This is a genomic window from Streptococcus sp. DAT741, from assembly GCF_009866825.1.
GTDB lineage: Bacteria > Bacillota > Bacilli > Lactobacillales > Streptococcaceae > Streptococcus > Streptococcus ruminantium.
In genome coordinates this window covers 1,307,181-1,326,430 of the sequence record NZ_CP019557.1, presented here as the reverse complement: position 1 = coordinate 1,326,430, position 19,250 = coordinate 1,307,181, and the positions used below count along the sequence as shown (strand labels likewise).

The 19,250-nt window shown below is 39.2% G+C and carries 14 protein-coding genes, 1 pseudogene and 1 CRISPR repeat array (1 of these 16 only partly in view); of the genes and pseudogenes, 12 read left to right on the top strand and 3 right to left on the bottom strand.

The annotated features are described in order from the left end of the window. Positions 1-325: 325 nt before the first annotated feature. Both gatD and murT read right to left on the bottom strand, forming a co-directional pair. Complete coding sequence (gatD, locus tag BZG42_RS06255) at positions 326-1,111, bottom strand: lipid II isoglutaminyl synthase subunit GatD (RefSeq protein ID WP_120171886.1); 786 nt, start codon at positions 1,109-1,111, stop codon at positions 326-328. Beyond that, positions 1,111-2,454 carry a lipid II isoglutaminyl synthase subunit MurT gene (gene murT, locus BZG42_RS06250; RefSeq protein ID WP_155995960.1) on the bottom strand — a complete coding sequence of 448 codons (1,344 nt, stop codon included), beginning with the start codon at positions 2,452-2,454 and terminating at the stop codon, positions 1,111-1,113. Before murT ends, gatD begins: the two co-directional genes overlap by 1 nt. A 181-nt stretch (positions 2,455-2,635) precedes the next feature. On the opposite strand from murT, the gene cdaA reads away from it, so the two are divergent. The 8 genes from cdaA to BZG42_RS06210 all read left to right on the top strand — a co-directional run bounded on the left by cdaA (position 2,636) and on the right by BZG42_RS06210 (position 11,386). Next, positions 2,636-3,490 carry a diadenylate cyclase CdaA gene (gene cdaA, locus BZG42_RS06245; protein WP_024531931.1) on the top strand — a complete coding sequence of 285 codons (855 nt, stop codon included), beginning with the start codon at positions 2,636-2,638 and terminating at the stop codon, positions 3,488-3,490. After that, positions 3,480-4,184 carry a CdaR family protein gene (locus tag BZG42_RS06240; RefSeq protein ID WP_024531932.1) on the top strand — a complete coding sequence of 235 codons (705 nt, stop codon included), beginning with the start codon at positions 3,480-3,482 and terminating at the stop codon, positions 4,182-4,184. Before cdaA ends, BZG42_RS06240 begins: the two co-directional genes overlap by 11 nt. Positions 4,185-4,200: 16 nt before the next feature. Continuing rightward, positions 4,201-5,553: a phosphoglucosamine mutase gene (gene glmM, locus BZG42_RS06235; RefSeq protein WP_155995958.1), complete on the top strand. Its 1,353-nt coding sequence runs from the start codon at positions 4,201-4,203 to the stop codon at positions 5,551-5,553. 141 nt (positions 5,554-5,694) lie between these two features. Further along, a complete protein-coding gene (locus tag BZG42_RS06230; RefSeq protein WP_155995956.1) occupies positions 5,695-7,239 on the top strand; it encodes an ABC-F family ATP-binding cassette domain-containing protein in 1,545 nt (514 codons plus the stop codon). Between the two features lie 131 nt (positions 7,240-7,370). Continuing rightward, complete coding sequence (locus BZG42_RS06225) at positions 7,371-8,147, top strand: class I SAM-dependent methyltransferase (RefSeq protein ID WP_120172486.1); 777 nt, start codon at positions 7,371-7,373, stop codon at positions 8,145-8,147. 96 nt (positions 8,148-8,243) lie between these two features. Continuing rightward, the gene (gene pepV / locus BZG42_RS06220; protein ID WP_155995954.1) at positions 8,244-9,644 is read left to right on the top strand and encodes a dipeptidase PepV; all 1,401 of its coding nucleotides are present in this window, start codon (positions 8,244-8,246) and stop codon (positions 9,642-9,644) included. A 297-nt stretch (positions 9,645-9,941) separates the two neighbouring features. Beyond that, positions 9,942-10,724 carry a TPM domain-containing protein gene (locus BZG42_RS06215; RefSeq protein WP_155995952.1) on the top strand — a complete coding sequence of 261 codons (783 nt, stop codon included), beginning with the start codon at positions 9,942-9,944 and terminating at the stop codon, positions 10,722-10,724. 80 nt (positions 10,725-10,804) lie between these two features. Next, positions 10,805-11,386, top strand: coding sequence for a LemA family protein (locus tag BZG42_RS06210; RefSeq protein WP_120171881.1), 582 nt, complete (start codon positions 10,805-10,807; stop codon positions 11,384-11,386). Between the two features lie 183 nt (positions 11,387-11,569). Here the strand turns inward: BZG42_RS06210 and mnmE are convergent, their stop codons facing one another. Continuing rightward, positions 11,570-12,943 carry a tRNA uridine-5-carboxymethylaminomethyl(34) synthesis GTPase MnmE gene (gene mnmE / locus BZG42_RS06205; RefSeq protein WP_024531939.1) on the bottom strand — a complete coding sequence of 458 codons (1,374 nt, stop codon included), beginning with the start codon at positions 12,941-12,943 and terminating at the stop codon, positions 11,570-11,572. A gap of 158 nt (positions 12,944-13,101) precedes the next feature. Between mnmE and cas9 the strand changes: the two genes are divergently transcribed. The 4 genes and pseudogenes from cas9 (at position 13,102) to csn2-St (ending at position 18,921) form a co-directional block, all read left to right on the top strand. Further along, positions 13,102-16,479: a type II CRISPR RNA-guided endonuclease Cas9 gene (gene cas9, locus BZG42_RS06200; protein ID WP_155995950.1), complete on the top strand. Its 3,378-nt coding sequence runs from the start codon at positions 13,102-13,104 to the stop codon at positions 16,477-16,479. Positions 16,480-16,643: 164 nt separating this feature from the next. Continuing rightward, positions 16,644-17,558 (top strand): annotated as a pseudogene (gene cas1 / locus BZG42_RS06195) (type II CRISPR-associated endonuclease Cas1). Next, positions 17,555-17,878 (top strand): CRISPR-associated endonuclease Cas2, encoded by a 324-nt coding sequence (gene cas2, locus BZG42_RS06190; RefSeq protein ID WP_024531942.1) that lies wholly within the window; start codon positions 17,555-17,557, stop codon positions 17,876-17,878. The pseudogene cas1 and the gene cas2 overlap by 4 nt, the downstream one beginning before the upstream one ends. Continuing rightward, the gene (csn2-St, locus tag BZG42_RS06185) at positions 17,875-18,921 is read left to right on the top strand and encodes a CRISPR-associated protein Csn2-St (RefSeq protein WP_155964831.1); all 1,047 of its coding nucleotides are present in this window, start codon (positions 17,875-17,877) and stop codon (positions 18,919-18,921) included. The genes cas2 and csn2-St overlap by 4 nt, the downstream gene beginning before the upstream one ends. A 61-nt stretch (positions 18,922-18,982) precedes the next feature. Continuing rightward, positions 18,983-19,250: a CRISPR direct-repeat array (repeat unit 36 nt; unit sequence GTTTTTGTACTCTCAAGATTTAAGTAACAGTAAAAC) (it continues 229 nt past the right edge of the window).

Genomic DNA, 19,250 nt, shown 5'->3' with positions numbered 1-19,250 from the left:
GTTCCTTCTAACTGTTCTTTATTTTTCTGAGTTGTCAAATGGGGTGAGCTTGTCGTAGTGCAAGGCATAGGTATGGTGTTAGTAGGTAGGTGTAGAATCAATCTGGTTTACTGTGCAAGTATTTATTGAAAAAACGTCCAAAGTTTAAACTTTAGACGTTTTTGGGAATGTTTCCTCATCAAGTAACAATCTTAAAAGATAGATGATCCATGTTTCGGAAACTAGTTGTGGTGCTTGGTCATCTCTAGTTGTCAAATGACAGATTGAAAAGATCTACAAGAACTGTTTAATTTGCGCAAAGCATGAGTTTGTTTTTCCTGAAACCTCATCTCTCAAACTCTGCCTTGCTCTTCACATCGCTATATTCTTCTGCAACTTCTTTACTGAGAATGTCTACGTAGTTTGCAAGTGGAATAGCTTGTCCGTATTTTTTCCGAAGGGCTGTTGTGACCAAGCGATAAGCTAGATTGGCATTACGTGAGAGTATGGGACCGTGAAAATAGCTGCCAAAGGTGTTTTTGTAGTGCATTCCTTCGCCGCCATCTTCCTTATTATTACCATTTCCATAGATAACCCTACCCAGTGGTTTTTGGTCATCCGCTAGAAAAGTGCGCCCTTGATGGTTTTCAAATCCATAGTAGGTTTCATCAAATTCATCATTATGGATTTTGATGTCGCCAATATAGCGATTATTAGTCTGATTGAGAGTGTAGTGTCCCAAAATTCCCAAGCCCTCAATTTTACGTCCACTAGCCTCGATATAGTATTGTCCGAGTAATTGGAAACCACCGCAGATAGCTAACATAACGCCTTCGTTTTCGATGAAATCTGCTAGACTTTCTTTCTTGGTTGGTAAATCCTTGGCTAGAACAGATTGCTCATAGTCTTGACCACCACCGAAAAAGACAATATCATAGAATTCTTTATCAAAGCCATCTTTCAGAGAGACGATGTCAACCTGAACACGAGCTCCTAGCTTTTCTGCTACATATTTGAGCATAAGGATATTGCCATTATCACCGTAAGTATTCATCAAGTCTCCGTAGAGATGAGCAATATAGAGCTTGTAAGGATAGTCTCTATCGGGACTTTTTAATGAAGTATAAACCATTATTTCATTTCCTTTCCAACAGCTTGGCGCTGGGCTAGTAAGTCACGGAATTCCAACATGGCAGTGTAGGTCGCTAGTATGTAAGCATGTTGACTGCTGGAGTGTTCAATCAAGTTGATGATGTCTTCCAATTTTGACTTCTCAACAATCTGATCTTCTGGATAACCAGTGACGCGGAGACGGCGAGCAATCTCTGAAGAACGAACTCCGCCTGCAAAAATTTGAGGAATCTTCATCTGTGAAATCTGCTCAAAATCGGCATCCCATATCCAGCTAGTATCAATACCATCAGCATAATGAGCATTGAGAAGAACAGACAAGCTAAATTCATAAGGAGCTAACTTTATCATCTCCATAGCCTGAGTTGCACCGACCGGATTCTTAATGAGGACGAGGGTACAGTCCTTGTTGCCTAGTTTGAAGGTCTCTTGACGACCAAAAACCGCCTTACTCTTGTCAAAGCCAGCTTTAATTTTCTCAGATGGAACCCCAAAGAACTCTGCGACACTGACTGCTGCAAGAGCGTTGTAAATATTGTAGAGACCACCGATATTGATTCTATAGTCTTGATCATCAATAACAAAGGAAGAAGAAGTATTGGTGATTTCTTTGAGCTTGGTCAGCTTATAATCTAATTCAGGTCTGCTAAATTCACAATTGCTACAAGTATAACTTCCAAGATTTGCATAGGTATTGAGCTTATACCGAATAATTTGATGGCAATGTGGACAGAGTACACCTTCGGTATTGTAATGGGCCAAGCGAGGCTCATGTTCTTCTGTCGCAAAACCGTAGTATTTGACTGGATTGATGACTGCCGTTGAGTTGAAAAGCGGACTGTCACCGTTAGCTAAAATAGTGGCGGTCGGTACCTTTGCAGCTCCATCTAAGATCATCTGGTAAGTCGTATAAATCTCACCGTAACGATCCATCTGATCGCGAAAGATATTAGTGAATACAATCAGGCTTGGCTTGATAAAGTCAGTCACTCTTGTAAGACTGGCTTCATCAATTTCCAACACAGCAATTTTTTTGCCATTTTTATTTTTGGGGGCAGACAAAAAGGTAGCCGTAATCCCTGTAATCATATTGGCTCCACTGGTGTTAGTGGTAATTTCCCCAAAAGCCTCCTGAAGAATACCGACTGTTAGCGCAGTTGTCAAAGTTTTACCATTTGTGCCAGTGATAACAACGATTTCATAATCCTTTGCCAAACTGTTTAGAATATCTTTATCGAATGCAAGAGCAATTTTTCCTGGCAAGGTTGTTCCACGACCGAGTTTACTTAAAACAAATTGGGAAGTTTTTCCTGCTATCATCCCTAGTAATGTATTTATTTTCATGGACTTATTTTAACACAAAGCCTTTTGATTTTCTATAATAGAGTATGCAGATCTTCGACATATTTTCGCAGTAAATCTGTAATCTTTTTAATGGGATGGTCATGGTTTTCTAAAGAATATAGGAAAAAATATGGTATAATGGAGTCGTTACTATGTATGAGTTAGAAAGTATGAGAACGATATGTTAAACTTTAACCAGTTATTAGATGCGGGGTATTGGTCGAGTCTGATTGTTAGTCCATGGACCGCCTTACTTCACTTAATTGATATTGGCATTGTTGTTTATTTAATTTATAATTTTAGTAAGGCTATTGCAGGCACTAAAATTATGACCTTGATTCGTGGGGTTTTTCTGTTTATCATTGCTCAGATTGTGGCTAGTTTATTTGGCTTGCAGACCATTGCTTGGTTGATGAATCAAGTCATAACTTACGGAGTTATTGCGGCAGTTGTTATTTTTGCACCAGAGTTGCGCGCTATGTTGGAAAAGCTTGGCCGTACAACTCAGATTTTTACCGCAAATACTGTGAGTGCAGAAGAGAAGCTAATTGATGCCATTCTCAAATCGGTGGCTTACATGTCACCGCGGAAAATCGGAGCACTTGTAGCAGTTGAACGAGCACGAACCTTGCAAGAATACAGGGCGACAGGAATCCCTCTAAATGCGGATGTGTCACGGGAATTACTGATTAACATTTTCATTCCCAATACACCGCTTCACGATGGTGCTGTTATCGTTAAAGAAGATAAGGTAGCAGTTGCCTGTGCCTATTTGCCGTTGTCAGAAAGTGCAGGAATCTCAAAGGAGTTTGGTACTCGCCATCGTGCAGCTATCGGCTTGTCTGAAGTCTCAGATGCCTTTGTCTTTATCGTTTCGGAAGAAACAGGGAGCATCTCAATTGCTCACAATGGAGTCTTCAAGCATGATTTGACGCTTGAAGAATTTGAAGCTGAATTGCGCTCCACTTTTATTTCTGAACATGCAGACAAACAGCCTATTTGGAAACGATTGGGAGGAAGCAAACATGCACGATAAATTTAAGGCGGTCGGCCACTTAGTCTTATCAGTTTTTCTAGCTTTGTTGCTCTTTTTCTATGCAACAACTACCAACTATAAAACATCAGAATCATCAGCAAAAAATAAAGAATCAGAAACCTATGTGCATACCTTGAATAACGTGCCGATTGAGATAGATTACGATACGAGCAAGTATTTTATTTCAGGCTTTTCATCAACAGTAGCAGTTGAGTTGCGTGGCTCCAATCGCGTTCTGTTGCAGCGAGAATCTGCAGAATTGACTCGAACTTTTCAAGTTATTGCAAATCTAAAGAAGGTAAGCGCTGGAACGCAGACAGTTAAACTCCAATTAGCCAATTTGCCAGCAGGAGTGAGTGCGACTTTAGCGCCTGATACCATCACTGTCAAGATTGGTAAACGAGTGAGCAAGGCTTTTCCAGTTGAAGGACGAGTCTACAGCAATCAGTTGGCAGAAGGCTATAGTCTGTCCAAGGTTTCTGTTAATTTAGATACGGTCAAGGTGACGACTGATGAGGAGACCATGGCTAAGATTGACCGTATTGAAGCCGTAGCCATGGATGTTAGCAACTTGTCTGAGGACTATAGTGGGGTTGCTAAGTTGCGCGCAGTTGATGCAGATGGTAATGTCTTGCCGGTTGTTCTTTCACAAACAGAAGTTAATATGCAAGTTGCACTTACAAAAACAAAATAAGGGGTTAAGAAATAAGATGGGTAAATATTTTGGTACAGATGGTGTTCGAGGAGAAGCGAACATTGAATTAACGCCGGAATTGGCGTTTAAATTAGGACGTTTCGGTGGTTATGTACTTAGCCAGCATGAGACGGAAGTCCCTCGCGTTTTTGTAGCGCGTGATACACGGATTTCAGGGCAGATGTTGGAAGCTGCTTTGATTGCCGGTCTCCTATCAGTAGGAATTCATGTTTATAGGTTGGGTGTTTTGGCAACACCAGGTGTTGCCCACTTGGTAAAAACAGAGAAAGCCAGTGCAGGAGTTATGATTTCTGCCAGCCACAATCCAGCTCAGGATAATGGCATTAAGTTTTTTGCCAGTGATGGTTTCAAATTGGATGATGCTTTGGAAGCGGAGATTGAAGGGCTTCTTGATGCAGAAGAAGATACTCTTCCACGCCCATCTGCTCAAGGGTTAGGGGATGTAGTAGAATACCCAGAAGGTTTGCGCAAGTATCAACAATTCCTTGTATCAGCGGGTATAGAATTGGAAGGAATGAAGGTTGCACTTGATACGGCAAATGGTGCTGCCTCAACCTCTGCTCGTCAGGTTTTTGCAGACTTGGGCGCAGATTTGACTGTCATGGCTGAAAATCCAGATGGACTCAACATTAACGAAGGTGTCGGTTCAACACATCCGGAGCAGCTTCAAAAATTAGTCAGGGAAACGGGAAGTCGAATCGGTCTTGCCTTTGACGGAGATAGTGACCGTTTGATTGCAGTTGATGAGAATGGAGATCTAGTAGATGGCGATCGCATCATGTATATCATTGGCAAGTACCTTGCTGATAGAGGGCTTTTGGCTAAAAATACGATTGTGACAACGGTCATGTCCAATCTTGGTTTCCATAAGGCTTTAGATCGTGAAGGGATTGAAAAAGCTGTGACCGCAGTTGGCGACCGTTATGTGGTAGAAGAAATGCGTAAGGAAGGTTACAATGTTGGTGGTGAGCAGTCAGGACATGTCATCCTTATGGATTACAACACCACAGGTGACGGACAGCTAACCGCTGTGCAATTGACAAAAATTATGCAAGAAACAGGCAAAACATTGTCAGAATTAGCAGCAGAAGTAACTATCTATCCACAAAAATTAGTCAATATCCGTGTGGAAAATAGCATGAAGGACAAGTCGATGGAAGTGCCTGCTGTTGCAGCTATTATCGAGAAAATGGAAGCTGAAATGGCAGGAAATGGACGCATTTTAGTCCGTCCGAGTGGTACTGAGCCACTCTTGCGAGTCATGGCGGAAGCACCAACGGATGCCGAAGTTGATTACTATGTTAATACAATTGCAGATGTGGTGCGTGCAGAAATTGGTTTGGACTAATGTTTGTCAAGAATTGATAGCTGAATCTGTCAACTTGTTTTGATATACGAATGTATTGGTTCATTACTGTTTTTCATTGAGTAACATAGAATTAAACTGGAGTCTTAGACTCCAGTTCTTTGGTGTTTTAGAGGAGATAAAATGAGTATTTTAGAAGTAAAGAATTTGAGTCACGGTTTTGGTGATCGAGCAATTTTTGAAAATGTATCCTTCCGTCTGTTAAAGGGAGAGCATATTGGACTTGTCGGTGCCAATGGAGAAGGGAAATCAACCTTTATGTCCATCGTGACAGGACAGCTGCAACCAGATGAAGGTAAGGTGGAATGGTCTCGCTACGTGACAGCGGGTTACTTGGATCAACACGCTAAATTGGAGAAAGGACAAACGGTTCGTGATGTTTTGCGAACTGCCTTTGATGAACTATTTAAGACAGAAGCCCGTATCAATGATATTTATCTATCCATGGCAGAAGAAGGAGCAGATATAGATGACCTCATGGAAGAGGTAGGTGAATTGCAAGACCGTTTGGAAAGTCGTGACTTTTATATTTTGGATGCTAAAATTGATGAGGTGGCGCGTGCTCTTGGTGTGATGGATTATGGTATGGATACAGATGTGACTGAGTTGTCTGGTGGACAACGAACCAAGGTTCTTCTAGCGAAGTTGCTTTTGGAAAAACCAGACATCTTGCTGCTTGATGAGCCGACCAACTATCTGGATGCAGAACACATCGACTGGCTCAAGCGTTACTTGCAAAACTACGAAAATGCCTTTGTCTTGATTTCACATGATATTCCATTCTTGAATGATGTGATTAACATTGTCTACCATGTTGAAAATCAACTCCTGACTCGTTATACAGGGGATTACTACCAATTTCAAGAAGTTCATGCGATGAAACGAGCTCAGTTGGAAGCTGCCTATGAACGTCAACAAAAAGAAATTGCAGACTTACAAGACTTCGTAAATCGAAACAAGGCTCGTGTTGCAACTCGGAATATGGCCATGTCTCGTCAGAAGAAATTGGACAAGATGGAGATCATTGAGCTTCAAGCTGAAAAACCGAAACCAAACTTTGATTTCAAGATGGCTCGTACACCAAGTCGCTTTATTTTCCAGACGACAGATTTGGCAATCGGCTATGATCGTGTCCTAAATCGCAAGCCACTCAATCTGACCTTTGAACGCAATCAGAAGATTGCTATTATTGGTGCCAATGGTATCGGGAAATCCACTCTTCTCAAGAGTTTACTGGGAATTATCTCACCACTAGGTGGTTCAGTTGAGCGCGGTGAGTACCTTGAACTTGGCTATTTTGAACAAGAAGTAGCAGGAGGAAACCGACAGACACCGTTGGAAGCTATCTGGGATGCCTTCCCAGCTCTCAATCAGGCAGAAGTTCGTGCGGCTCTCGCCCGTTGCGGTCTGACCTCTAAGCATATCGAAAGTCAAATTCAAGTTCTTTCAGGTGGTGAGCAGGCTAAGGTTCGCTTTTGCCTGTTGATGAACCGAGAAAACAATGTCCTAGTCCTTGATGAGCCGACCAACCACCTAGATGTGGATGCCAAGGACGAACTCAAACGGGCTCTTCAGGATTACAAAGGATCTATCCTCATGGTTTGTCATGAACCTGACTTTTATCAAGATTGGGTGGACGATATTTGGGATTTTAATGTATTAACCTAGCAGAGAAAGTCACGGGAAGGTGGCTTTTTTTGCTAGCGAATGCTATAATAAGCATAGTAAGGAATGTAAAATAAATGAATAATAAAAAAGATAAGGTTGTATTTGCTCAAACCTCGTTAGAAGAACATAAGATGAGTGATTACGTAAGTTACAACCAAGACCGTTGGGATCGGATTTCTAGTAAGCAAGGAAACAGCTACACAGTACCTATTAGTCATGAAGAGTTCCTAAGAGTAAAAAACAGTTTCTTAGAAGTTTCTTTAACAGTTGGGAAAATGGTACCGCTAGAATGGTTTGAAAAAGCCCGAGGTAAAAAGCTATTGGGGTTGGCCTGTGGTGGTGGACAACAGGGACCTATTTTTGCTGCGCATGGCTATAACACAACGATTATGGACTTTTCACAAGAGCAGTTAGCCAAAGATAGGCTAGTTGCAGAGCGAGAAAATATAGATTTACAAGCGGTCCAAGCAGATATGACGAATCCCTTTCCTTTTGAAGATGAGAGTTTTGATATTATTTTCTGCCCAGTGTCTAACGTCTACATTGAAGATTTAACAAATATGTGGCAGGAGTCCTATAGAGTCTTGAAAAAAGGTGGTTTGCTGATGGTCGGTTATATGAATCCATGGATCTATGTGTTTGATGGTGATGATGTATGGGATGACCTAGACAAACCTTTAGAGCCTAAATATAGCTTACCTTTCAACTCACGAAGATTGGAGGCGGCAGGCGAACTGGCGATCAATCCCAAATATGGCTATGAATTTAGTCACACACTGGAGGAGCAAATAGGTGGTCAACTCAAGGCAGGTTTTGCTATGATTGATTTCTATGAATCCAAAGATAGTCGTAATCGCTTGACACAATTTGGCACAGACTATCTTGCCAATTTATCCATAAAAAGATAGAGGTTGAGGTGCTTAGCAACCTCATCTTTGCTTTTTCTATGAAATCTCTTTCAATTATGATAGAATGGACTTACTTTAATATTAAAAGGAGAAATCATGACAGTGAATTTTAGAACAGAAGTAGACAAACGAAAAGACGAGTTTATGGCAGACTTGTTTGATCTTTTGCGCATCAATTCTGAGCGTGACGATAGTCAAGCAGATGCAAAACATCCATTTGGTCCTGGCCCAGTTCATGCCTTGAATAAATTCCTTGAAATTGCAGACCGTGACGGTTATCCAACAACGAATGTAGACAATTATGCAGGGCATTTTGAATTTGGTGAAGGAGATGAAGTTCTCGGAATCTTTGGACACTTAGATGTGGTACCTGCTGGTAGTGGTTGGGATACAGACCCTTACGAACCTCAAATTATTGATGGAAAACTCTTTGCTCGCGGTTCTTCTGATGATAAGGGGCCGACCATGGCTTGCTATTATGGTTTGAAAATCATCAAAGAATTAGGTTTGCCAACTTCTAAGAAAGTTCGTTTTATTGTGGGTACTGATGAAGAGTCAGGTTGGGCGGACATGGATTATTACTTTGAGCATGTGGGACTGCCTTTGCCAGACTTTGGATTCTCACCTGATGCTGAGTTTCCGATTATCAATGGTGAGAAAGGGAACATCACAGCTTATCTGCATTTTACTGGAGAAAATAGCGGAGCTGCTAGATTGCATAGCTTTGCAGGCGGTTTACGTGAGAATATGGTGCCTGAGTCTGCAACAGCTATTATTTCTGGAGACTTGACCGATTTAGATAGTAAACTTGCAGCTTTTGTAGAAGAATACGGTCTAAAAGCTGACGCAGAAGCTCTTGATAACGGCAGGGTACAAGTAACTGTCATCGGAAAATCAGCCCACGGTTCAACCCCAGAAGAAGGTGTTAACGGAGCAACTTATTTGGCTAAGTTCCTCGGGCAGTTTGCCTTTGATGGAGCTGCGAAAGCTTATCTGGAATTGGCAGGTGATACTCTTCTAGAAGATCATGAAGCCAAGAAACTTGGTGTAGCTATTTCCGATGAGCAAATGGGTGCTCTTTCCATGAATGCGGGTGTTTTCAAGTTTGATGAGGCTTCATCTGACAATACCATTGCCCTCAATTTCCGTTATCCTAAAAATACCAATCCTGAAACCATTAAGGCTGGTTTGGAAAAACTAGGGGTAGAGGCTGTTAGCCTTTCTGAGCAGGGACATACACCACACTATTGCCCGATTGATGATTCAATGGTTGCGACCCTCCTATCTGTCTATGAAAAACATACAGGACTAAAAGGTTACGAACAAGTTATCGGTGGTGGAACATTTGGACGCTTGCTCAAACGTGGTGTTGCCTACGGTGCTATGTTCCCTGGTGATGTGAACACGATGCATCAAGCCAATGAGTTTATCGAAGTAGAGCAACTCTATCGTGCGGCTGCTATTTATGCAGAAGCTATTTATGAGTTAATCAAGTAAACGACATAGACGGGTTCGCCCGTCTTTTTTGAAAACTGTGTATTGTTATAGAATTGATAGGAAAGGTTTTTGGCTTTTTATCAAACGTTTTATATTGTTTTAGATTATTTTGATTAACTGGATTAAAAAGACTGTCTTTGTTACTTAGCCATTGCTACATCGCTGACAGGTAGGGCTAGAGTAGATTGCTTTTAAAAAATTGTAAAGATGTTGTTAGAAAACAAATAATATGATATAATTGTATGTATATTGTTAATAGATTTTTTCTTATCTTTGTTCATCGAAGGAGGTGTTCTGATGAGAAAATGGGAAAATAATATTATCGGTTATTTAATAATCTTGATTATAAGCTTTTCTTTTGCTCCCAAGTTGGTCAGTGCCGATCTGATTCCTGAAAAACCGATTGATACTACAGTAGTTGATGAGACAAAACTACTGTCTACAGAAACCATCGCAACGATTGATCAACTCAATCGAAGTTGGGCGGCAACCGAACAACGCTTGCAGGTTGGTGTCTATATGAAAGAGCAGCTGTCAAGTGATATTGAAAGTTTAGCTAATGAAACCTTTCGACGTTGGCAGATTGGATTTTCTGGGACAAACAATGGCATTTTGCTGGTTATTGCTATAGCTGATAGGGCATTTCGTATAGAGACATCAGACAATGCCGCTACAGTTTTGCCAGATATTGTGGCAAAGAAGATTCTGGACAATGCTAGGGAATTTTTTCGTCAGAAAGATTATAACGGTGGGGTGTCCTATATTGTTCAGTCCATCGGTGATCGATTTTATGGAACGAGTGACGCTAAAAATCAACTAGCAGCTTTGGAGAAACACAATAGCTCGGAGGGCGATGGCTTTAGCATCTTTCTAGTTGTCATTTTCGTGGCCATCATTTTGTTGGTCATAGATAAATCTGGCCGTGGTGGCGGTGGAACAGGAAGTCTCCTTTGGATGTTAGTAAATGACCATCAGCATTATAGAAATAATCACTCTTCTAGCTCATCATCCTCTGACTTCGGAGGAGGGAGTTGGTCTGGAGGGGGTGGTGGCGGTGGCGGCGCTTCTTCAGGCTGGTAGTTCTATTTGGTACACACCACTTGGTAGCGAAATCAAGTCAATAGCTGACGGATGTATGAATGATAATGAGAGGATTTGAAATGAATAAAAAATGGTTGATTATCCTTATTCCAGTTTTAGCTTTGCTATTTTTGGGAATGGGAGCGATCGGACAGTACAATGGTCTGGTAGATAGTTATGCAGAGGTAGAAAATGCCCAAGCAAATGTGAATACCCAATTGCAACGGCGGTATGATTTGATTCCCAATGTGGTTTCTGCTGTTAAAGGAGCCATGAAACATGAAGAAAAGATTTTTATAGCCATTGCAGATGCTCGGGCCAAAATTGGTTCCAGTAAACAGGGATCAGCAGAATACAATCAGGCTCAAGGTCAGTTGGATTCCGCTGTATCAAGACTTTTGGTGGTGGCGGAAAACTATCCGCAACTAACTGCCAATCAGCAGGTATCTAATTTAATTACTGAGCTTGAAGGGACAGAAAATCGACTCTTGGTAGCTCGTAAGGATTATAATGCAGTAGCAACAACGTATAATAAAAAAATCAGACGTTTTCCAACTTCGATCTATGCCAATATATTTGGTTATAAAAAAGTTGAACTATTTCAAGCAAGCAATGATGCTACAACTACAGTACCAAGTGTTGATTTAGGGGATAAGGAATAAAGGAAACTAAGATAGCTGATGAAAAGAAAAATAAGCAAGTTGATGGCTTGCTTATTTTTTCATGGATGGGGGAGGTTGGTTATTGAAAATGGATCTACTCGATGATTTCTAACGGTCTCTGTTTTTTTAAATATCTAATGGCTTTAATTGGCTATTGATCAATTAAAAGTGATGTGATACTTTTTATTTTCCGAGGCAGAATTGACTAAAGAGTTGGGTGATGAGTTCATCCGGAGCAGCATCACCTGTAATTTCTCCTAAAATTTGCCAACAACGGGTTAAATCAACTTGCAGTAGGTCAACAGGCATTCCCATCTCTAATCCATCGTTGACAGCTTGTAGGCTTTGAACAGCCTGTTCTATGAGGGAAATGTGGCGAGAATTAGATAGATAAGTGGCATCTTGTTCCACCAAACCTGCATTTTCAAAGAAGAGCTGGTTGATTTTTTCTTCGATTTGAGTGATATTCTGATTCTTTAAAACCGAGATGCGAATGACATCATTTGGTAATTGATCTGCTTCGATTTTTTCCTCTAGATCTGTCTTGTTGAGCAGAATGATGCGATTAGCTAGGTTAGAGATGGCTAACAGCTTTCTATCTTGCTCGGTGAGCGGCTCGGCTGCATTAAGAACAAGGAGGATGAGGTCGGCTTCTTCAAGGGCTTTTTTGGAACGTTCGACTCCAATTCGTTCAACAATGTCATCTGTTTCACGGATACCTGCTGTGTCAATTAGCTTGAGGGGAACACCGTTGATATTCACATATTCCTCGATGATGTCACGCGTTGTTCCTTCGATATTGGTTACGATGGCTTTTTCTTCACGCAGGAGATTGTTGAGTAGACTAGATTTACCAACATTGGGTCGGCCAATAATAGCAGTAGCAATTCCTTCGCGTAAAATTTTTCCCCGACGGGCAGTACTGAGAAGTTGCTCCAACAGCATCTGGAATTGGAGAGTCTTTTCACGGATTAGCTCTGTAGTTGCTTCTTCAACATCATCATACTCAGGATAGTCAATATTCACCTCGACTTGAGCCAAGGTATTTAGAATTTCTTGACGAGTATCGTTGATAAGTTGAGAGAGCGAGCCATCCAACTGGCGAACTGCATTGTACATAGCCTTGTCAGTTTTGGCTCGAATCACGTCCATGACAGCTTCTGCTTGTGTTAAATCAACTCGACCATTTAGGAAGGCTCTCTTGGTAAATTCACCCGGTTCAGCCATTCTAGCTCCTTGTCGAATGAGGAGTTGAAGGATTTCGTTTGTTATAGCAATTCCACCATGGGTATTGATTTCAATGACATCTTCACGTGTAAAGGTACGTGGCGAACGCATGACTCCAAGCATAACTTCGTCTAGTACCTGACCATTGGCTGGATCAATAATATGCCCATAGTTTAAAGTGTGGCTAGGAACTGTCGCCAGATCCTTACCTTTAAAAACCTTGCTTGCAATCGTAAAAGCATCTGTTCCAGACAGGCGAACAATACCGATGGCTCCCTCACCGAGTGGGGTAGAAATAGCAGCGATAGTATCAAATTCTTTGGTAATCATCATAGGTTGGTTCTTTCTAGTTGATATAGCATTTATAGTTTAACATGGAAGGCAAAAAAAATCACCTCTGAGAGATAAAAACCTAATATAGATATTGAAAATACTCTATAAAAGTTGTAAAATAATTATGAGATATACAAAAAGAAAGTAGGTGCTATATGTCAAACGGTAAAATTTTAGGATTAGATATTGGTATAGCTTCTGTTGGGGTTGGGATCATTGAGGCACAGACTGGAGAAGTTGTTCATGCTAGCTCTCGGATTTTTCCTTCAGCAAATGCAGCTAATAATGCAGAGCGGAGAGATTTTCGTAAAAGCCGTCGCCTAGTGAGGAGGAAGAAACATAGAATAAAAAGATTGGAAGATTTATTTGCGACTTACCAAGTGGAGTTGAAGGGAGAATTATCGTCCGAAAATCCTTATATTCTCCGTGTAAAGGGACTTTCCCAAAAATTGACAGTTGATGAATTGTATATCGCACTAAAAAATATCATGAAACGTAGAGGAATCTCCTACCTTGATGATGCGGAAGCAGATGGTGAAGCTGGGCAAACAGACTACGCAAAAGCTATTGAGAGAAATAGAAAGTTGCTAGATAATAAGACGCCAGGGGAGATTCAGTTGGACCGTTTGGAGAAATACGGTCAGCTACGTGGAAACTTCACAATAATAGATGATGAAGGGCAGCCGCAACAAATTATCAATGTATTTTCTACTTCTGATTATGCAAAAGAAGTCAAACAAATTTTAGAATGTCAGAAGGCATACCACACTTTTATTTCAGACGATTTCTGTGATAACATGCTTCATTTACTTACTGGAAAGAGAAAATATTATATTGGACCAGGAAATGAAAAATCTAGGACAGATTATGGTGTTTATCGAACAGATGGAACAACTTTGGAAAATTTATTTGGTATTTTGATTGGAAAATGTACCTTTTATGAAGACCAATACCGTTCCTCAAAGGCTTCTTATACGGCACAGGAATTCAATTTTTTAAATGATTTAAATAATTTAACCGTTCCCACTGAGACTAAAAAATTAAGTCAGGATCAGAAGGAATGTTTAGTTGAGTATGCAAAACATACTACTACATTAGGTGCAAAGAAAGTATTGCAACAGGTAGCAAAGCTCGTTGGCTGTGAGGTTGATGACATAAAAGGCTATCGTTTAGATAATAAAGATAAGCCAGATATGCATACATTTGAAGTTTTTCGAGCAATGAAGGGACTTGTACCACTGGTAGATATTGAAGACTTATCACGTGAGCAATTAGATGTACTGGCAGATATATTGACTCTTAATACAGATTTTGAAGGAATTCAAGAAGCGTTAGATAGACAACTACCAGACTTATTCAATCATGAACAAGTTAAGGAGTTGGCAAGTTTCCGAAAAGCAAAAAGTCAATTATTTGCAAGAGGTTGGCACAGTCTTTCTCAAAAAATGATGCTGGAACTCATTCCAGAGTTGTATGCTACATCTGAGGAGCAGATGACAATTCTGACTCGACTAGGCAAGTTTCAGAAGAATGATGAAGAAAAAGGAAATACCAACACTATCAAGGTTGATGAAGTGGTGGAAGAAATTTATAACCCGGTTGTCGCCAAGTCTATTCGTCAGACGATTAAGATTATCAATGCAGCTACGAAAAAGTGGGGTGAATTTGATCAAATTGTGATAGAAATGCCTCGTGATCGCAATGAAGATGAGGAAAAGAAACGCATTGCAGATGGGCAAAAAGCAAATGCAAAAGAGAAAGTAGATTCCATAAAAAGAGCTGCAGAGCTTTACTGTAACGGTAAAGAATTGCCAGATCATCTCTATCATGGACACAAGCAGCTTGCAACAAAAATTCGATTGTGGTATCAGCAGGGAGAAAGATGTATTTATACGGGACAACCAATTTCAATACATGATTTGATACACAATCAGAATCAGTACGAAATTGATCATATTCTGCCGCTTTCTCTCACTTTTGATGATAGTTTATCAAATAAGGTTTTAGTTCTTGCAACAGCCAATCAAGAAAAAGGGCAACGGACGCCTTATCGCTATCTTCAAAGTACGACAGCAGCATGGTCCTATCGTGAGTTCAAGGATTATGTCAATAAGTGTAGAGGGCTTGGGAAGAAGAAACGTGAATACCTGATATTTGAGGAAGATATTGATGTTTTTGAAGTAAAGAGCAAGTTTATTCAACGTAATTTAGTAGATACTCGCTACGCTTCCAGAGTCATATTAAATGCTTTGCAAGACTATTATAAAACTTCAGGAAAATCAACTAAGGTTTCAGTTGTTCGAGGGCAATTCACTTCGCAATTGCGCCGAAAATGGGGAATTGAAAAGACGCGAGAAACCTATCATCATCATGCTATAGATGCATTGATTATTGCAGCGTCTAGTCAGTTAAAGCTTTGGAAGAAACAGGAAAATCCTCTTCTTATAGATTACCAAAAGGGACAACAAATTGATTTAGAAACCGGTGAAATATTAGAGTTGACGGATGAACAATACAAAGAACTTGTTTATCAACCACCTTATCAAGGGTTTGTACGTACAATTTCTAGTCCAGCTTTTGAAGATGAGATTTTGTTCTCTTATCAAATAGATTCAAAAGTGAATCGTAAACTTTCTGATGCGACAATCTATGCAACCCGTAAAGCTCAGCTTGGAAAAGATAAAATAGAGGAGACCTACGTTCTTGGAAAAATCAAGGATATCTATACGCAGGCTGGATATGAGGCTTTTTCAAGACGCTATCATAAAGATAAAACATCCTTCCTAATGTATCAAAAAGATCCTGACACTTGGGAAAAAGTTATTGAGATTATTTTACGTGATTATCGAGAATTTGATGATAAGGGTAAGGAAGTAGGAAATCCATTTGAGCGGTATTACAAGGAAAATGGCTATATCAAGAAATACAGTCGTAAAGGAAACGGACCAGCAATAAAATCTTTGAAGTATTATGATAATAAACTTGGAAATCATATCAATATCACTCCTGAAAATAGTCGCAATGCGGTTGTATTGCAGTCGCGATATCCTTGGAGAGGAGATGTTTATTTCAATCCTGAGAGTGGAAAATATGAGTTGTTAGGTCTTAAATATTCTGATTTGAGGTACCAAAAACGAACGGGAGATTATGGTATTACGCAAGAACAATACAATATAATTAAAGTTCAAGAAGGAATATCAGAAGAATCGAAGTTTAAATTTACCTTATATAAAAATGATTTGCTGCTTGTTTGTGATAGTTCTACCAAGGAGAAACAACTATTCCGCTTTCTTTCTAGAACATTACCTAATCAAAAGCACTATGTTGAATTAAAACCATATGATAAAGCTAAGTTTGATGCTGGTCAAGAATTGTTAAGCACTTTAGGAGTTGCGGATAAGATAGGGCGATGTATCAAGGGATTAGGGAAGAAAAATATTTCAATCTATAAGGTCCGAACAGATGTATTGGGATTTAAATACTTTATAAAACAAGAGGGAGATCAACCTCAGTTAAATTTTAAAAATAAGTAAAAAAAGGGGTTGCATTTTTTAAGTAAAAAGTGTAAACTTAGAGTGTAAGGGACGCCTTACACTGTTACTTAAATCTTGCTGAGCCTACAAAGATAAGGCTTCATGCCGAAATCAAGCACCCCATTTCGTATGGGGTGCTTTTCGTTATGCAATAGGAGGTAAAAATGACTTGGAGAATTGTACATATTCATCAGAGTGAAAAAATGCATTTAAAGTTAGATAATCTAGTTATAAAAAAAACAGGGAGAAGAGTTTACAGTTCCATTAAGTGATATTTCAATTATTGTTGCTGAAGGAGGTGATACAGTTGTTACGCTGCGCCTATTGAGTACACTCAGCAAGTATAATATTGCTCTGATAGTCTGTGATAACCAACATTTGCCTACAGGTATCTATCATTCACAGAATGGACATTTTAGAGCCTATAAAAAATTACAGGCTCAATTAGCCTGGACCCAGCAGCAGAAGGACAGATTGTGGCAGATTATAACCTATTTCAAAATAGGGAATCAACAGGATGTTCTGGCGATGTTAGAGAAAGATTTGGGAACAATTCAATTATTAGCGGATTATAGAGATCACATTGAGCTTGGAGATAAAACGAATCGAGAGGGACATGCAGCCAAGGTTTACTTTAATGAATTGTTTGGGAAAAAATTTGTTCGTCTCACCCAACAAGAAACAGATACAATCAATGCTGGTTTGAATTATGGTTATGCTATCTTCAGAGCTCAACTGGCCCGAATCGTTGAGGTTATGGCTTAAATGCTTTAATTGGTATTTTTCATAAAAACGAATATAATCAGTTTAATTTAGTCGATGATTTAATGGAGCCTTTTAGGCAAATTGTTGATGTGTGGGTATATTATCATTTAAGAGAAGCAGATTTTTTGACCTATGAGCACCGCTTAGGATTAACAAATTTATTAAATGCTAAAGTGAGATATGGTAAAGAAAATTGTAGTGTTACGGTAGCGATGGACAAATTTGTCAAAGGATTTATTCGCTGTATAGAAGATAAAGAGACCAGTCAATTTTTCTGTCCTATTGTTTCAAGTTTAGAAATGGAGAAGTCATGAGGTACGATGCAATGAGACTATTATGCTTTTTTGATTTACCGATGGAAACTGCTCAAGAGAAGAGACAATATCGTTTGTTTCGGAAAGAATTGATTGCAAACGGCTTTGAAATGTTACAATTTTCCGTATACTATCGGACTTGTCCCAATAGAAGTTTTGCAAGTAAATTTTATAAGAAATTACAACAAAGTTATTTGCCAGCTGGAAATGTCAGATTATTAGCTGTTACAGAAAAGCAATTTTCAGAGATGGTGTTGATAGTAGGTGGTAAAACAAAACAAGAAGAAACTGTCAGTGATAAGAAGTTGGTGATTATATGAATTTGTTTTTTACTCATCATACCCTTGGTAGGATTCCAATTCATTTTGGTCAGTTTACTCAGATTGTCGGTCAAAATCAAGAATTAAAATATTATATCTGGCAGTTACTCATTTGGTATCTTGATGGCAAAAAATATAGAGAGGAAGATTTAACTCTTTTTCAACAAGCTGAGCCTGAAATTTTTTTAGATGAGACTGTTTTGAAGCGAAATGCATTTCAAATCATTTCTATTTCAGATGTGAGAGATATTGTAGAGCAGATGTCTTACAAGAAGGGGACAATTGGTTTTTCTTACCTTTCTTCTAAAATACAATGTATTGAGATAATGGAAGAACTAGAAGCGATCAACCATCATTTACAAAAAACTGCTCAAAAAGTAAGTGCAAATATTGATTTAGTTATTGATGATACTTGTTACGAAGTTGGAAATATGGACGTTACTCCTGAACAAATAGTGACAAAACAATTGGTACCCTACTTTAAGAAAAAGCTTGATTCAATTGCTTTTGAGTTTGTTCCTAATGAAAATAAGTTATGGTTTCTACTACAAATGATGGATTATTTGCTTGAGAAACAAACTAAGTCGATATTACTTGTTTTCAAAAATATGGATGATTATTTGGGCTATTCTTCTTTTACAAGAATCGCTCAACACTTAGAAGTGCTCTGTCGAAAATATCCATATTTTCATGTTATGATATTTCCTTCTCAAGAGGGATATCTATACTTAAATGAAAGCACGATTGAAACGGTGAATATTTTAGCAGATCAAATTGAGCATTATCCAGCACTTGAATTTCTATATGAGCGCTATAAGGTCTCTTATCCTTCCAATAATCCATTAGACAAACAAGAGTTTTTGACTTCTTTGAGAAAAGTTAGCTCCTATTTGTTTTGCTCTGAGATAAGCGAAGTGGTTAGTCTGTCATATAGAGATCTACTGACGTTAAAGATCATAAATACCCTTTATCAGTATGATACAAAGCCAAAATTTGAGAAATATTCCTTGTCTGTTTTGGAAGAAAATTATCTTAATACCTAAAGTTGACAAGTATTTTGATAGGGATTATACTTGGAGTAAGAGAGTATAAAAATCATTTGAGGTTTTTGTACTCTCAAGATTTAAGTAACAGTAAAACTCATCGCCCGTCGCAATCGAAAGTGTACTTGTTTTTGTACTCTCAAGATTTAAGTAACAGTAAAACCTGAAGAATGCGACATCGTTAGAAGACTTCGTTTTTGTACTCTCAAGATTTAAGTAACAGTAAAACCTGTGACTGTTCTATGTACTGTGAACGTGCGTTTTTGTACTCTCAAGATTTAAGTAACAGTAAAACTGAATTTTTCCAATAACAAGAGAGCCTACGGTTT

Excerpts from the sequence above, each read along its gene's own strand:
- pepV (WP_155995954.1), top strand. The coding sequence starts at position 8,244 with ATGACAGTGAATTTTAGAACAGAAGTAGACAAACGAAAAGACGAGTTT.
- cas2 (WP_024531942.1), top strand. The coding sequence starts at position 17,555 with ATGAGGTACGATGCAATGAGACTATTATGCTTTTTTGATTTACCGATG.
- cas9 (WP_155995950.1), top strand. The coding sequence starts at position 13,102 with ATGTCAAACGGTAAAATTTTAGGATTAGATATTGGTATAGCTTCTGTT.
- BZG42_RS06240 (WP_024531932.1), top strand. The coding sequence starts at position 3,480 with ATGCACGATAAATTTAAGGCGGTCGGCCACTTAGTCTTATCAGTTTTT.
- BZG42_RS06230 (WP_155995956.1), top strand. The coding sequence starts at position 5,695 with ATGAGTATTTTAGAAGTAAAGAATTTGAGTCACGGTTTTGGTGATCGA.
- glmM (WP_155995958.1), top strand. The coding sequence starts at position 4,201 with ATGGGTAAATATTTTGGTACAGATGGTGTTCGAGGAGAAGCGAACATT.
- BZG42_RS06215 (WP_155995952.1), top strand. The coding sequence starts at position 9,942 with ATGAGAAAATGGGAAAATAATATTATCGGTTATTTAATAATCTTGATT.
- mnmE (WP_024531939.1), bottom strand. The coding sequence starts at position 12,943 with ATGATTACCAAAGAATTTGATACTATCGCTGCTATTTCTACCCCACTC.
- gatD (WP_120171886.1), bottom strand. The coding sequence starts at position 1,111 with ATGGTTTATACTTCATTAAAAAGTCCCGATAGAGACTATCCTTACAAG.
- csn2-St (WP_155964831.1), top strand. The coding sequence starts at position 17,875 with ATGAATTTGTTTTTTACTCATCATACCCTTGGTAGGATTCCAATTCAT.
- cdaA (WP_024531931.1), top strand. The coding sequence starts at position 2,636 with ATGTTAAACTTTAACCAGTTATTAGATGCGGGGTATTGGTCGAGTCTG.
- BZG42_RS06225 (WP_120172486.1), top strand. The coding sequence starts at position 7,371 with ATGAGTGATTACGTAAGTTACAACCAAGACCGTTGGGATCGGATTTCT.
- BZG42_RS06210 (WP_120171881.1), top strand. The coding sequence starts at position 10,805 with ATGAATAAAAAATGGTTGATTATCCTTATTCCAGTTTTAGCTTTGCTA.
- murT (WP_155995960.1), bottom strand. The coding sequence starts at position 2,454 with ATGAAAATAAATACATTACTAGGGATGATAGCAGGAAAAACTTCCCAA.